Raw genomic sequence first — 14276 nt, 5'->3', positions numbered from 1 at the left:
GATCCCGGACGTAAGGGGAACTGCGGTGAATCAGAATGTCGACAGAAGCAAGCTCGAGGAGGACGGTGAATCGTCACGTGTCGGCGAGATCGTCGACTGGGTGGCGCGCGGCATCATCGAAGGGCGTCTTTCGCCGGGCGACGATCTGAACTCCGTCGATCTCGCGAAACGGTTCAACGTCAGCCGCACGCCAGTGCGCGAAGCGCTGTTCGTGTTGAGTCGCGAAGGATTGGTCGACTGGTCGCCGCGCAGGCGTCCACGGGTGTCGGCGCTGAAGTTGGTGGACGTGCGCGAGATCTATCAGTTGCGCGCGATTCTTTACGCACAGGTATCGACGGCCATCGTCGAACGCGCCACGGACGCAGACATCGAATCGCTATGGCATGCCCATGGTCGTCTTGCGGAGGCCGCCGCTCAAGGCGACGTCGACGGCTATTTCTGGGCAAATGTCGCATTTCGCGACGAAGAACTTCGGGTATGCGGGAACGGCATCTTCAAGGAGGTGCTGGATTCGATGCGCATGCGTACCAACCGTTTGCGCCGGTTGAGCACGTCGTTGCCGGGGCGTCTGCAGCGTTCGTGCGCCGATCATCAGCGCTTGTGCGAAGCCTACGCGGAGCGAGACGGCGTGCTTGCCGCAGCGCTCAACCGGTCGATCGTGTTCAGCGCGCTTCAGGCGATCGAGCAGGCGTGGGAGCAGGTGCCTGTTGGCGTTGACAGCGTCGGCGCTGAAGAGAGGTAGTCTGCGTTTCGTTTAAGAACGAGATTGCGCGAGAAACAGCAATCGCCGATTAAAGCGCGTGCCCTCCGCATCTCCACCGCATCACGACGTCTGTCGACTTCCCCTCGTCTCCCGCCTTTCTCCCTCTCAAACTTAATCTAAGGGTTTCCCCCTATTTGGTCGCTTTATTGGATTGATATATTGAATCCACGGATACAAATATCCAGTCTTACAAAGAGATTTCATTTCGAGAGAACCGATCAGGCAGACCATGGAAGAAAGCGTTCATTCTTTTCGCGCAGGCTTCGCCGTCACGGCGGAAGAAGAGGCATATGCCTATGTGCTGTATCGCATCCGCATGGGTAAATACCGCGCCGGCGACCGCCTGATCCCGGAAGAGATAGCGGCCGAGATCGACACGAGCCGCATGCCCGTGCGCGAAGCATTCCGCAGGCTCGCAAGCGAGGGTCTCGTCGTCATCCGGCCAAACCGCGGCGCGATTGTCCGCGGGCTGGATGCCGACGAAATGGAAGAGGTCTTCTGCATGCGTGGCGCGCTCGAGGGACTTGCAGCGAAGCTGGCGCTGCCGGGCATCACGCCCGCGCACATCGCTGAACTCACTCGGTTGCTCGAAGTGATGGAAAGCCACGAGCAGGACGCGCATCAGTGGGTGAGCGCGCATCGGAATTTCCATGAGTATCTGTGTCAGTTGAGCGGCCGCAAACGTCTGGTCGCGCAGATTGCCGGCCTGCATACCGTCGTCGAGCCTCACATGCGTCTGTGGCTGCAACTTGCCGACAAGCAGATGACTTCGCGCGACGACCACACGACGATCATCGACGCCATCAAAAGCGGTGACCCCATGGCCGTCGAGGCGACCGTGCGGGAGCACATTGAAGCGACGGTGCCGGCGTTGCGTCAATGGATGACGTCGGGCCGCTAGGCAAAGATGCCGTCCATAAGGGTGAATTTTTCATAAATATTAGTTGTACGAATATAAAACGAGTGCGACGGAAACACATAGCCGCACGTGACTTACACCAACCTTTAGAGCCTCGACATGAAACGACTCGCGAAGAATCTGCTGGGACTGGCTATATGCATTCTCGCCCTGAATGCACATGCGAAGGAATGGAAAGACATTCGCATCGGCTACGAAGGCGCTTATCCGCCGTTCTCGTCGATTCAGCCGGACGGAAAACCCGTGGGCTTCGATATCGACATCATTCACGCACTATGCGCGCAGATGCATGCGAACTGCACGCTTGTGCAGATCAACTGGGACGGCCTGATTCCCGCATTGCAGGCCGAGAAGATCGACGCGATCGTCGCGTCCGTAGCGATCACGGCCGAGCGCAAACAAAAAGTCGACTTCACCGAGAAGTACTACAACTCGCCACGCAGACTGATCGCATCGAAAGCGAGTCCGATCAAGGACGCGACGCCTGCCGAGTTGAAGGGCAAGCGCGTCGGCGTGCAGCGGGGCACGCTGGCCGATAAATACGCGAGTGCGTACTGGGCGCAGAGCGGCGTGCAGATCGTGCGCTATGCGACGCAGGACGAGGCTTATATGGATCTTCGCTCGGGCCGTCTCGACGCGGGGTTGCAGGACGCGACGGCTGCGTACAGCGCGTTTCTGAGCAAACCGGAAGGCGCGAACTTCCAGTTCGTCGGGCAGCCGATTCTCGGCGCGACGCCGGAACAGAAGGCGCTGCTCGGTGAAGGCTACGGCATCCCCGTGCGCAAGGGCGATGACGATCTGAAGCAGCAGTTCAACCAGGCGATCGACGCGATCCGCGCAAACGGCGTGTATCTGTCGATCGAGAAGAAGTACTTCAATTTCGACATCTACTGATATTGCCGGCAAGGTCCCGCGAGCGCACGTCTGTCGCGTCCTCCAACAAGTCATCACAGGTGGAACCATGCTCGAACTCCAGCGGTATTTCCCCGCGCTTTTACAGGGCGCCGGAATTACGCTCATCCTCGCTGTGCTGTCCGTGGTGCTCGCGGTGTGCCTGGGCATGGCTGGCGCGGTGGCAAAGCTGTACGGCTCGCGGGCGGTCGTCTCGATGGCTTCGGCCTACACCACGCTGATCCGCGGCGTGCCCGAGTTCGTGATGATGCTGCTCGTGTTTTACGGCGGGCAATTGATCCTCAACCAGCTGGCGTCATGGGTAGGTCTTCATGCGCCGGACGTCAACGCTTTCGTTGCGGCCGTGGTGACCATCGGTTTCATCTTCGGCGCCTACTACACGGAGACGTTTCGCGGCGCGATTCTGAGCGTGCCGCGCGGCCAGATGGAGGCGGCGCGTGCCTACGGCTTTTCGGGCTGGCTTGCGTTCCGACGCATCCTGTTCCCGCAGATGATGCGCCTCGCGCTTCCCGCTGCCGTCAATAACTGGCTGGTTCTGCTCAAGGCGACGGCGATTGCGTCACTGATCGGGTTGCACGACGTGATGTTCATTGCCGATCAGGCGGGCCGCACGACGCAGGCACCGATGACGTTCTACCTTGCGGCTTGCGCGGTGTATCTGGTGGTGACGTCGGGTTCGACGGCCTGTCTTGCGCGAGCACGCACGTATCTTCATAGAGGTGTTCGGGAAGGGAGCCTGCACCGATGACATATGAACAGCTCGGACAACTGTTTGCTTCGTACGCGAGCGGCCTGTGGGTAACGGTTCAGCTCACGGTTTTCTCTCTTGTGCTGGGTTTGCTGATTGCGATTCCGCTCGCCGTGCTGCGTGTGTCGCCGAATCGTATCGTCAGTGGCCCTGTCGCGGTTTACACATGGTTCATGCGCGGCACGCCGTTACTCGCGCAACTGATGATCGTGTACTACGGGTTCGGCCAGTTCCAGTGGATGCAGGACGCGTGGCAACGCGGCACGCCCATTCTTTCGTTATTGCGCGATCCCTACGACTGCGCGCTGATTGCACTGACGGCGAACACCTGTGCCTACACAACGGAGATTCTGGCGGGCGCATTGCGCGCGACACCGTACGGCGAGATCGAAGCAGCGCGAGCCTACGGCATGAGCCCGCTCACGACATGGAGAAGAATTCTTCTGCCCTCGGCGCTGCGCCGCTTCATTCCTGCATACAGCAACGAAGTGATTCTGATGCTGCACGGTACGTCGCTTGTGAGCGCCATCACGATCGTCGATCTTACGGGCGTCGCACGCGATTTCTATGCGAACTACTACGCGCCGTTCGAAGCATTCATCTCCGTTGGCACTGTGTACTTCGGGCTGACCACCATCATCACGCTTCTGGTCCGCCTCACCGAACGCCGATACCTGGTGTATCTGCGCCCCCAGAACTTTGCCACGCTCGCTAAAAGCTAGAACTCGCCATATGAATGCATTGACTGTCGAAAATCTGCACAAACGGTATGGCGACAACGAAGTGCTCAAGGGCGTTTCGCTGTCGGCTAAAAGAGGTGACGTAATCAGCATGATCGGCTCGTCGGGGTCCGGCAAGAGCACGTTCCTGCGATGCATCAACTTTCTCGAATCGCCGTCGTCGGGCCGCGTGAGCCTCAACGGAAATGAAGTACGCACGTCGACCAACGGAAGCGGCGAAATCCGCATCAGCGATCCCGCGCAACTGAGGCAAATGCGCACGCGCCTCGCGATGGTCTTCCAGCACTTCAATCTCTGGGCCCACATGACCGTGCTGGAGAACGTCATGGCAGCGCCGAGGCACGTACTGAAGCTGACCAGGGCCGAGGCCACGGAACGGGCTGAACGCTATCTGGAACAGGTCGGCATGACTCGTTTCGCGGATGCTTACCCGTCGCACCTGTCGGGTGGACAGCAGCAGCGGGTTGCGATTGCGCGGGCGCTTGCGATGGAACCCGAAGCGCTGCTCTTCGATGAACCCACGTCGGCGCTCGACCCGGAACTCGTCGGTGATGTGCTCAAAGTCATGCGCGATCTCGCTGAAGAGGGCCGCACGATGATCGTGGTCACGCACGAGATGGGCTTTGCACGCGAGGTTTCCAATCATGTGGTCTTTCTTCATCAGGGTGTGATCGAAGAAGAAGGGCATCCACGTGAAGTCATGAAAACGCCGCGAAGCGAGCGCCTTCAGCGATTCCTGTCGGGAGCCATGAAGTAGTCCCAATGCCGCACGACGAGAACACCAACGTGGATGAGACGAATCAAGGAACCAACCCATGCAAAACCTGAAACAGAACGACATCAATCACTACCTTCACCCCTACACGAATCTCAGTCTTCATCGCGAAGTCGGACCGATGGTGATCGAGCGCGGCGAAGGTGTCTACGTCTACGATTCCGAGGGCAACCGATATCTCGAAGGACTCGGCGGGCTTTTCTGCGCATCGCTCGGTTTCAGCGAAACACGGCTCGCGGATGCTGCGGACCGGCAGATGAGAAAGCTGCCGTTCTATCATGCGTTCGGGCACAAGTCGTCGGAACCTTCCATTCTGCTGGCTGAGAAGCTGATTTCGATGGCGCCCGTGCCGATGTCGAAGGTGTTCTTCGCGAACTCCGGGTCCGAGGCCAACGATACGGCCGTCAAGCTGATCTGGTATTTCAACAACGCGATCGGCCGGCCGCAGAAGAAGAAAATCATTTCGCGTACCCGCGCCTACCATGGCGTGACGATTGCATCGGCGAGCCTTACGGGGCTGCAGAACAATCACCGCGACTTCGACTTGCCTATCGACAGGATTCTGCACACCGACTGCCCGCATTTCTATCGATACGGTTTGCCTGGCGAGAGCGAAGAACAGTTCGCCACGCGCTGCGCCGAGTCGCTCGAACGGCTGATTCTCGAAGAAGGCGCGGACACCATTGCGGCGTTTTTTGCGGAACCGGTCATGGCGTCCGGTGGCGTCATCGTGCCGCCTGTCACGTACATGGAGAAGGTTCAGGCCGTGCTTAAACGCCACGACATTCTGCTCGTGGCCGACGAAGTCATCTGCGGTTTCGGACGCACAGGGAATATGTTCGGCTCGCAGACGTTCGGCATGCAGCCCGACATGATCACGATGGCCAAGCAGCTATCCGCGGGTTATCTGCCCATCTCGGCCTTGATGGTCAACGAGCGCATCTATCGCGGCCTCGTCACTGAAAGCGAAAAGATCGGCACATTCGGGCACGGGTTCACATACAGCGGTCATCCCGTGTGCGCAGCCGTTGCGCTGGAGACACTGAAGATATACGAGCAGGACGGCATTCTCGAACATGTGAGAGCCGTCACGCCGCACTTCCAGGAGCGCGTGGCCGAGCTTGGGCGACATCCGCTCGTCGGCGAAGCGCGTGGCGCCGGCCTGCTTGCCGCCGTCGAGCTGGTGGCGGACAAGGCGAGCAGGGAGCCTTTCGCTCCGTCCGAGGGCGTCGCGGCCTATGCCGGCACGCGTGCGTTGTCGCATGGACTGATCACGCGTGCGTTGGGCGATACCGTCAATTTCTGCCCGCCGCTCATCGTGACCCGTGCGCAAATCGATGAAATGTTCGATGCCGCGAAGCACGCGCTCGACGATACGCTCGCATGGCGCAAGACGCTGAACAACAACTGATGGGACGGGCAAACAGCATGAGAGATTTCGAGCAACCGGGACGATCGCTGGTGATGTCGAAGGACGGCATGGCGGCGACATCGCATCCCGCGTCGACGCTTGCCGCCGTGAAGATTCTGGAAGCGGGCGGCAATGCAATGGATGCGGCGATTGCTGCCTGCGCTGCGCAGTGTGTGGTCGAGCCGGGCTCGACGGGGATAGGCGGCGATTGCTTCGCGTTGTATTCGCGTCGCGGCGGCGACGACATCATCGCCTTCAATGGCTCCGGATGGGCGCCGCAAGCGGCCAATGTGCCCGTGCTCAGGTCGATGGGCGTGACGTCGATCGATCGCCATTCGCCGCATGCCGTGACGGTGCCGGGCGCCGTTGACGCGTGGGCGACGCTTGCGCGCGATCATGGCTCGATGCCGTTCAAGTCGCTGTTTGCCCCGGCGATCAAACTGGCGAGCGAGGGCTACGCCGTAGCGCCGCGCGCGGCAGCCGACTGGGCGAATCAGGCCGCATTGCTGCGGCTGGACAAGACGAGCCGCGAGCAGATGCTGATCGACGGCGCTCCACCAGCAGCGGGAACGCTTCACCGGCAGCCGTTGCTCGCGAAGTCGCTGATGGCCATCGCCGAAGCGGGGCCGCGAGTGTTCTATGAGGGCTTTATCGCGGAGGATATGGTCGAGTGTCTGAAGAGTAAGGGCGGCCTGCACACGCTGGACGACTTCGCGCAGTATCGCGGCGAGTACGTGAAGCCCATCAAGGCGAGCTTCCGCGGATACGAGGTGCATGAGTGTCCGCCGAATGGGCAGGGCATCATTGCGCTGCTGATACTCAAGATTCTCGAAGGGTTCGATGCGACCGACGATCCGCTCGGCGCTGACCGGCTACACCGCGAAATCGAGGCGACGCGGCTCGCATATTCGATCCGCGATGCGCTGCTCGGCGATCCGCACGGCCAGCCGCTCGATATCGACTGGCTGCTGTCGGACGAAACCGTGTCGGCACTGCGCGCCCGGATCTCACTCGAGCGCGCCATGACCGACGTGTCCACGTACCGTCCCGCCGATCACAAGGACACGGTCTATATCTGCGTCGTCGACAAAGACCGCAATTGCGCGAGCTTCATCAACTCGCTCTTTCATCCTTTTGGCAGCGGAATCATGGCGCCGCACAGCGGCGTGATGCTGCACAACCGCGGACAGAGCTTTGCCGTCGAAGAAGGGCATCCCAATGCGATCGCGCCGCATGCAAGACCGATGCACACCATCATTCCCGGCATGGTCACGAAGAACGGCAAAGTGCAGATGACCTTCGGCGTGATGGGCGGCCACTATCAGGCGATGGGGCACGCTCACTTTCTGTCGAAGGTGCTGGACTACGGACTGGACATGCAGTCGGCCATCGCGTTGCCCCGCGTGTTTCCGCAGCCGGGCACGGGTGTCGTCGAAGCTGAATCCACCTTGCCGGCCGCAACGCGTGAGGAACTGGCCCGGCGCGGATTCAGGCTGGTGCCGCCGAACTGGGCCATCGGCGGCGCGCAGGCGATCTGGATCGACTGGGAAAACGGTACGCTCGCCGGTGCTTCGGACCATCGCAAAGACGGCTGCGCATTGGGCATCTGACCGGTCCCGGCGGGTACGGCCGGCTGCATGCCACTACATCGAGACGTATAGGGTTTATACCTATCTCAACAACATTCAATTGTTCTGCGAGGGCTTAATTACGAACCGCCTCCGGCCTAGACTTGCATCACTGAAACGCAAACGGGTGTTTGCGAAGCAATCAAAGCCTGGAGGTAAGTATCATGAAACTCGTTCAATCGCTCGTTGTTGCTGCTGCCCTCGCAATTCCCGCTGTCTCGTCGTTCGCCCAATCCAGTGAGCCGGCCGCACCAATCAATACGCAGGCCACGCAGACGGTCGCGGCTGCTGGGGATGTCGGCGGCGTTGCCGATGGCACGTCAGCGTCGGGTAGCCATCACGAACTGCGTTCGTTCCGCAGCGCTGTTTCCCGCGTGGGCCACAAAATCGAAGGCTCGATCCGCCCGGATGCAAACGATGGGATGAAGCCGGTATATTTCGGTTCGTAAATCGCGGATTGATTGCAGGGGGTGGCTGTCGACGTACCGGTGTCTGACAGTGGTGACCTGCAGAGGTATTCGCTTCGAGACGCGCAGGCTTGCCTGCGCGTGTCTGTTTTCCTTCTTCTGCTGTCTCGCTGCAGCCTGCTGGGTTGTTCAATAAACGCGGGACAGAAAACCCTGGATCTGCGCCACCACACCCGCGCCTTCACCGACAGCCGAAGCGACTCGCTTGGTCGACCCTGAGCGAACATCGCCAATGGCGAAAACACCTTCGACGCTCGTCTGCAACGATATCGAGAGCATGTTCGCATCGGGAAGATCGATGCCTGTCCGCACGAAACCGTTGTTGTCGAGCGAGATGCCGCATGTGTTGAGCCAACTGGTGTTGGGATCCGCGCCGATGAACACGAACAGGTGATGGATCGTCATGTTCCCTTCGATCCCCCCGGCGCCGCGATAGTACACACGGTCGAGCCGCTCGGTTCCTTCGAGCGCGGTCAGTTCGACCCGCGTATGAACCGTCACGTTCGGCAGCGCCAGGACGCGTTCGATCAGGTAGTGCGACATGCTGTCCTCGAGCTTCGCGCCTCGAATGAACACGTGTACATGCTCGGCGTGCGATGAGAGAAACACGACAGCCTGGCCCGCCGAATTACCCCCTCCGATCAGCAACACCGGTTCCTTGCGACATAGCTTTGCTTCGATCGGGGTAGCCCAGTAATAGACGCCACGGCCCTCGAAACGCTCGAGATCCTCGACGACGGGTCGCCGGTACTCCGCGCCCGTTGCGATGACCACAGTGCGCGCGGTGATTCGATGGCCATTGGTCAGCTCCACGACGGGCGGTTGCTTGTCGCAATACAGCGCCTTGACCTCGCACGGAATGCCGATATGCGCGCCGAACTTCTGCGCCTGAACGAAAGCGCGGTCCGCGAGCGCGTGACCCGTGATCCCCGTAGGGAAACCGAAAAAATTCTCGATGCGTGCGCTCGCGCCGGCCTGGCCACCGGGTGCGCGACAGTCGAGCACCGCGACCGACAATCCCTCTGATGCTGCGTAGACGGCTGCCGCAAGTCCAGCGGGACCCGCGCCGACGATTGCCACGTCATAGACATGGGCGGGGTCGAAGTCGGGAATCAGTCCAAGACACGACGCAAGCTGCCCCTCGTCAGGATTGCGCAGCACCGTGCCGTTTGGACAGACAACGAGCGGAAAATCATCCTGCTGAGGTGTCAGTCCTTCGAGTAGCGCGACGGAATCGGCGTCCTGTTCCGCATCGAGTGTGACGTTGGGATACGTGTTCCGCCGCAGGAAGTTCTGCAACGCGAGCAGCCGGGGATTCCCGGGCGCGCCGACCAGAACGGCGCCGTTCACACGTTCCATTGCAACGAAGCGCCTGAGAATCAGCGCGCGCATGATCTTTTCGCCAAGCTCCGCTTCACCGATCAGAAGTGGACTGAGGTCGTCGGGCCGGACCAGCACAGCTTCGACATCTTCGATGACGCACGAATCCACGAAGGAAGGCTTGTTCGAAAACTGGTTCACGTCAGAAGTGAATTCGCCGCGCTGGGTGAAAGTGTGAATGATCTGCTCGCGGCCGAGACCATCGCGGGCGACAGCCCGGATCTTGCCCGACAGCAGCACGAACATGCCCGGAGTGCGCTCTCCAACGCGATAGATCATCGTGCCTTTGGGGTAGCGCGACACTCTGCCAAAGCGCCGAACCCTGCTGATTTCAGCTTCGCTGAGGATGGGAAACAGTTGCTGGAGGCGTGGATGACTGCGCACGAACGGGGCGTCGGTCATCGAGTCGTCGTCGCTGCGGGGCTCGCCTTCTGCGGGCTGAGGGAAGGGCGTAGCGCTGCCCGGTACGGACTCGTTGCTCATCACGCATCCTCCAGCGGCTAGCGAGCGGAACTTCGACCGACACGGTCAAGCGCGTCGCTATCTGAACGAACCAGTGGCTGACGACCTTCGACTGTCGATAACAGCCTGAACGAAGCATCTCAAGCTAGAGGGCGTCGCCGAGTGAAATTTTCGGCCTGAAGCTCGCTTCGGAAGGTGGCGCGCAACTCAGCTTTGACGCGGTCCCGCAGGTCTGCGTTGCCTCGGGGCCAATTTTGCAATCGCGTCGAAGCGGGCGCCATGACGTCGCTTGACGCTTGCAGGAACAATCGACGAAAAAATGCGTCGCGCGCACGTCGTTCAGCAGGATTGGGATCGTCCCCACGCGCAATGTTATCGACATGACGAGTGCCGCGCATCCAAGGTGTCATCGAATCTGCTCGCGATGCGAAGTCTCCCGAATAGTGAAGCAAGGGAATCGAGATATCTGCTCGATTGCATTGCGGAATTTTTCGGGTCTGTTTTGCAGGGATACGATCGGACGGGCTCCGCGAGGATTTTCCCTTGAATTATTGAACGCATAGTCATAAACTGCGGTGCATGATCGATAACACTGCACCCCCTCGCACGCGCGCCGGCAAACCGGAGGCGGCGTGCCCGCGCGGCCGTCCGCGCGAATTCGATACGGCCGCCGTGCTCGCTGAAGCCGGCAAGGTGTTCTGGCGCAATGGTTTTCACGCGACATCCGTCGACGATCTCTGCAACGCGACGGGCGTGCTGCGCGGCAGCCTGTACGGCGTGTTCGGCGACAAGCACGGCATCATGATGGCCGCGCTCGACCATTACGCGGAAGGGGCGATTGCCGGCCTCGTCGAGCGCCTGAACGCGAATGTCCCGCCCGATGTCGCATTGCGCAACGCGCTGCTCCATCACACGCGCACTGCGTCGACGTTGACGGGCTGCTTCATCACCAATAGCACGCTCGAACTGCAACCTGACGACGAAGCGCTGCACGCGAAAATCCGCGCGATCCAGCGGCGCGTCGTCACGCTGCTCGCGGCGGCTGTGATCCGCGGGCAGGCCGCGGGCGTGTTCAACGGCGACCTCGATGAAAAGGCGGTCGCGGATTTTCTGCTGTGCGTGACGCAAGGTCTGCGCGTGCTCAACAAATGCAAGCGCAAGGAAGACGAACTGAAAGCAGTCGTCGATGTGGCGATGCGCGCGCTCACCTGAAATTTTTTTCTCGAATTTTTGAACGTTCGGTCATGAATGATAGATGCATGAAAGCGTCGGGCGTGAGTTTGCCGTCCGCATCCCGTCCAGGCGTCGACAAGCCGGAGCCGCGCGCCGAAGCGCAAGGCCAGCAGCGCTTCGAGCGGCAAGGGCTCGCGCTGACCGTGCTGTTCGTGGGCGCATTTCTCGCGCCGCTCGACTATTTCATCGTCAATCTGGCGCTGCCTGCGATCCACACGGGCCTGAACGCCAGCGACGCGCAATTGCAGCTGATCGTCTCCGCCTACGCGTCAGCGTATGCGGTGTTGCTGATCACGGGCGGGCGGCTCGGCGACCTGTTTGGCCGGCGGCGCATGTTCATGACGGGGATGGCGGGCTTCGTCGTCGCGTCGGCGCTGTGCGGCTTTGCGCCGAATGGCCACGTGCTCGTGATCGCGCGTATCGTGCAGGGCATGGCGGCCTCGGTGATGGCGCCGCAGGTACTCGCGACCGTGCGCGCCGTCGTGCCGCTGCATCAGCAGACTCGCGTGATGGGCTTTTACGGCTTCGTGTTTGGACTCGCGTCGATCGTCGGGCAACTGGGCGGCGGCGCGCTGATCACATACCAGCCGTTTGGCCTCGACTGGCGTGCCATCTTTCTGATCAACATTCCCGTCGGCGTGCTGGCGTTTATCGGCGCGTGGAAATATGTGCCGGAGAATCAGTCGGCGACGCGCGAGGGCGTCGATCTTAAAGGCGTCGCGCTGCTGTCGCTGGTATTGATCCTGCTGATCTATCCGATGACACACGGCCGCGAAGCCGGCTGGCCGTGGTGGACCTTCGCGATGTTCGCGCTCGCCGTGCCTGCGCTTGCTGCGTTCATCGCTGTCGAGCGTGGCGTCGAGCGTAGTGGCGGCAGCCCGCTCGTCGATCTGCAATTGTTCCGCAATCCGGCCTTTTCGACGGGGCTCGTGCTGGCCTTTCTGTTCTATTGCAACAGTGCGTTCTTTCTCACGTACGGCATCTATCTGCAGACAGGCTTGCACTGGACGCCGCTGCAATCCGGCATCGCGATCATGCCGTTCGCGCTCGGCTTCGTCGCCGGGCCGTTGACGTCGCCCGCTGTCGTGCGTCGCATTGGCGGTCATGTGCTGACGCTCGGCTTCTCGATGATGGCGGTCGGTTTTTCGGTGACAGGCTGGGCTGCGACGCACGCGGCGCTCGGTCCATTGTTCTATGCGGGGCTCGTCCTTGCCGGCGTCGGGCAAGGGCTCGTGTTGCCGTCCATCATGCGCATCGTGCTCGGCGAAGTAGAACCGGCGAAGGCAGGGCTTGCGTCGGGCGTGGTGACGTCGACGCTACAGATCGGCTCGGCGTTCGGCACGGCTGCCATCAGCGGCGCGTTTTTTGGCGCGTTGTCGGCGAATGCATCGGCGGCGGGCTATGCGTATGCGTTCCAGCGTAGCCTCGCGATCAATGCGGTATTGATGGTCATCTGCATTGCGCTCAGCGTGACGCTGGTCCGGCATCAGCAGCGCGCTTCTCTGCGCGCGATCAAAATGGCTTAGGGAAAATCCCGAGCGGCTGCATATTTGTATTTCGACAGAACAAAAATACACGTGAAAATGGTCGGATAACGTTTTCGCTGTTTAGAGTCATACGATTGCAGTCGCGGTGTATTGCGCATTGCAACTAATCTTGCCTGTTCAGCAGTGATGCGCTTATTCACAGATGACAGCGATTAATCGCGCAGCATAGTTTTTAAACCCGTGATTACGCGCAGAATGTCAGCATCATGACAGCGGGTGGTCCGGCGTATTTACGTATACCCTGAAGATGCCGCCTAAACTTTGGTGGGAGTCGTGCTGCGCGACAACATGCCGCCTTTCCCGGCAGGCGATTGCCGAACTAAACAATAACGAACGAACGTTCGCGATATCTGGCCGTCTATTTCGTTTTTGCTGCAAACGCTTCCAATAAAAATTACTTGCTGCCGAAATATTCAATTGTTAATCTTCCCCCACTCTTAATAATTCGTTGGACCGCGGTGCGTTTATGGCAGTGAATTTTCAGCCAGCCTAATGCTTATAACGGGGACATCCATGCTGACTGCTACTTTCGACGCATTTGACACGACGCAAACGGTGCAAGTCATAGTCGGGGACGTGGTGACGCTCAAAACGGGCGGGCCGCGGATGACGGTGACTTATGTCGGGGCGATTGCCCGGAAAACGGGTGAATGGCTCGTTTGCCAATGGTTCGATGACCATGGCGAATTGCGGCAGGAAACCTTCGCGCAGGATGAGGTGTGGCGGCAGCCGCGGTCGATTCCGGCCGGGTTGGTGCATAAGTTTGTTCGTGGTGCGGCGGTTTGAATTTGGCGCCTTTGCGGCGCGTGCAGTATCTGATTCGTCTGCGACGGCTGGATGGTTTGCCTGGGTTTGTGCTGGCATCCGCGTTTTGTCTTTTCGCTGGCATCCGCAGTCTTTGCGCTGGCATCCGCGCTTTGCCTTCGCGCTTCAAGCGTTGCCCCTGTGCGGGGCGGCACCTACTTTTCTTTGCCGCCGCAAAGAAAAGTAGGCAAAAGAAAGCGGCTAACACCGCCAGCATTTCTTCCTGCCTGAGGGCCCCCACAGGGTCTTACGCTTCACGCGGCAATCACGTGACCCATGTTCGTTGCCAACGCTCTTGCGGAGCGCCTCACCCGCTTCACTCACCCGCGCTGCACCATGCCGTGCCAGATATTCCACGGCCGCCCAGGTGGCAAACTGTGTGTAGGCCGTAGCGCCTCACACGCCTCACTTCGGACCCGATAGCACACGCGTTCCAGCCTGTAAGAGCACCAAGCTATACGACGCGACAACCTACACACAGTTTGCC

At 60.2% G+C, this 14276-nt stretch carries 13 protein-coding genes; 12 read left to right on the top strand and 1 reads right to left on the bottom strand.

Annotated features, from left to right (window positions below; genetic code table 11):
* Positions 1–25: 25 nt before the first annotated feature.
* The 9 genes from BLT65_RS30150 to BLT65_RS30110 all read left to right on the top strand — a co-directional run bounded on the left by BLT65_RS30150 (position 26) and on the right by BLT65_RS30110 (position 8345).
* On the top strand, positions 26–742 hold the full coding sequence (locus BLT65_RS30150; RefSeq protein WP_091784695.1) for a GntR family transcriptional regulator: 717 nt from the start codon (positions 26–28) through the stop codon (positions 740–742).
* Positions 743–992: 250 nt separating this feature from the next.
* The gene (locus BLT65_RS30145; protein ID WP_091784692.1) at positions 993–1664 is read left to right on the top strand and encodes a GntR family transcriptional regulator; all 672 of its coding nucleotides are present in this window, start codon (positions 993–995) and stop codon (positions 1662–1664) included.
* A 117-nt stretch (positions 1665–1781) separates the two neighbouring features.
* The gene (locus tag BLT65_RS30140) at positions 1782–2576 is read left to right on the top strand and encodes an ABC transporter substrate-binding protein (RefSeq protein ID WP_091784690.1); all 795 of its coding nucleotides are present in this window, start codon (positions 1782–1784) and stop codon (positions 2574–2576) included.
* A gap of 67 nt (positions 2577–2643) precedes the next feature.
* A complete protein-coding gene (locus BLT65_RS30135) occupies positions 2644–3342 on the top strand; it encodes an ABC transporter permease (protein WP_091784687.1) in 699 nt (232 codons plus the stop codon).
* A complete protein-coding gene (locus tag BLT65_RS30130; RefSeq protein WP_091784684.1) occupies positions 3339–4064 on the top strand; it encodes an ABC transporter permease in 726 nt (241 codons plus the stop codon). Before BLT65_RS30135 ends, BLT65_RS30130 begins: the two co-directional genes overlap by 4 nt.
* Positions 4065–4074: 10 nt before the next feature.
* Positions 4075–4839: an ABC transporter ATP-binding protein gene (locus BLT65_RS30125; protein WP_091784681.1), complete on the top strand. Its 765-nt coding sequence runs from the start codon at positions 4075–4077 to the stop codon at positions 4837–4839.
* A 58-nt stretch (positions 4840–4897) separates the two neighbouring features.
* Positions 4898–6268, top strand: coding sequence for an aspartate aminotransferase family protein (locus BLT65_RS30120; RefSeq protein WP_091784675.1), 1371 nt, complete (start codon positions 4898–4900; stop codon positions 6266–6268).
* Positions 6269–6285: 17 nt separating this feature from the next.
* Positions 6286–7878: a gamma-glutamyltransferase gene (gene ggt, locus BLT65_RS30115; RefSeq protein WP_167306575.1), complete on the top strand. Its 1593-nt coding sequence runs from the start codon at positions 6286–6288 to the stop codon at positions 7876–7878.
* A 182-nt stretch (positions 7879–8060) separates the two neighbouring features.
* Complete coding sequence (locus tag BLT65_RS30110; protein WP_091784670.1) at positions 8061–8345, top strand: hypothetical protein; 285 nt, start codon at positions 8061–8063, stop codon at positions 8343–8345.
* Between the two features lie 147 nt (positions 8346–8492).
* On the opposite strand, the gene BLT65_RS30105 is transcribed toward BLT65_RS30110, so the two are convergent.
* Positions 8493–10226 (bottom strand): FAD-dependent oxidoreductase, encoded by a 1734-nt coding sequence (locus BLT65_RS30105; RefSeq protein WP_091784667.1) that lies wholly within the window; start codon positions 10224–10226, stop codon positions 8493–8495.
* 558 nt (positions 10227–10784) lie between these two features.
* On the opposite strand from BLT65_RS30105, the gene BLT65_RS30100 reads away from it, so the two are divergent.
* From BLT65_RS30100 to BLT65_RS30090, 3 genes are all read left to right on the top strand, one after another.
* Positions 10785–11417 carry a TetR/AcrR family transcriptional regulator gene (locus BLT65_RS30100; RefSeq protein ID WP_091784664.1) on the top strand — a complete coding sequence of 211 codons (633 nt, stop codon included), beginning with the start codon at positions 10785–10787 and terminating at the stop codon, positions 11415–11417.
* A 47-nt stretch (positions 11418–11464) separates the two neighbouring features.
* Entirely contained in the window at positions 11465–12964 is a 1500-nt protein-coding gene (locus BLT65_RS30095) for an MFS transporter (RefSeq protein WP_091784661.1), read from the top strand.
* A 534-nt stretch (positions 12965–13498) separates the two neighbouring features.
* The gene (locus tag BLT65_RS30090; protein ID WP_086918427.1) at positions 13499–13771 is read left to right on the top strand and encodes a YodC family protein; all 273 of its coding nucleotides are present in this window, start codon (positions 13499–13501) and stop codon (positions 13769–13771) included.
* The last annotated feature ends 505 nt before the right edge of the window (positions 13772–14276 follow it).

Source organism: Paraburkholderia steynii (assembly GCF_900100565.1).
GTDB classification, from domain to species: Bacteria; Pseudomonadota; Gammaproteobacteria; order Burkholderiales; family Burkholderiaceae; genus Paraburkholderia; species Paraburkholderia terrae.
Note: the sequence above shows the minus strand (reverse complement) of the source record. Positions and strands in the feature narration are given on the sequence as shown.

Bases quoted from the DNA above. Each gene is read 5' to 3' on its own strand.
- BLT65_RS30105 (WP_091784667.1), bottom strand. From the start codon at position 10,226: ATGAGCAACGAGTCCGTACCGGGCAGCGCTACGCCCTTCCCTCAGCCC.
- BLT65_RS30100 (WP_091784664.1), top strand. From the start codon at position 10,785: ATGATCGATAACACTGCACCCCCTCGCACGCGCGCCGGCAAACCGGAG.
- BLT65_RS30090 (WP_086918427.1), top strand. From the start codon at position 13,499: ATGCTGACTGCTACTTTCGACGCATTTGACACGACGCAAACGGTGCAA.
- BLT65_RS30140 (WP_091784690.1), top strand. From the start codon at position 1,782: ATGAAACGACTCGCGAAGAATCTGCTGGGACTGGCTATATGCATTCTC.
- BLT65_RS30120 (WP_091784675.1), top strand. From the start codon at position 4,898: ATGCAAAACCTGAAACAGAACGACATCAATCACTACCTTCACCCCTAC.
- BLT65_RS30130 (WP_091784684.1), top strand. From the start codon at position 3,339: ATGACATATGAACAGCTCGGACAACTGTTTGCTTCGTACGCGAGCGGC.
- BLT65_RS30135 (WP_091784687.1), top strand. From the start codon at position 2,644: ATGCTCGAACTCCAGCGGTATTTCCCCGCGCTTTTACAGGGCGCCGGA.
- BLT65_RS30110 (WP_091784670.1), top strand. From the start codon at position 8,061: ATGAAACTCGTTCAATCGCTCGTTGTTGCTGCTGCCCTCGCAATTCCC.
- BLT65_RS30125 (WP_091784681.1), top strand. From the start codon at position 4,075: ATGAATGCATTGACTGTCGAAAATCTGCACAAACGGTATGGCGACAAC.
- BLT65_RS30145 (WP_091784692.1), top strand. From the start codon at position 993: ATGGAAGAAAGCGTTCATTCTTTTCGCGCAGGCTTCGCCGTCACGGCG.
- BLT65_RS30095 (WP_091784661.1), top strand. From the start codon at position 11,465: ATGAAAGCGTCGGGCGTGAGTTTGCCGTCCGCATCCCGTCCAGGCGTC.
- ggt (WP_167306575.1), top strand. From the start codon at position 6,286: ATGAGAGATTTCGAGCAACCGGGACGATCGCTGGTGATGTCGAAGGAC.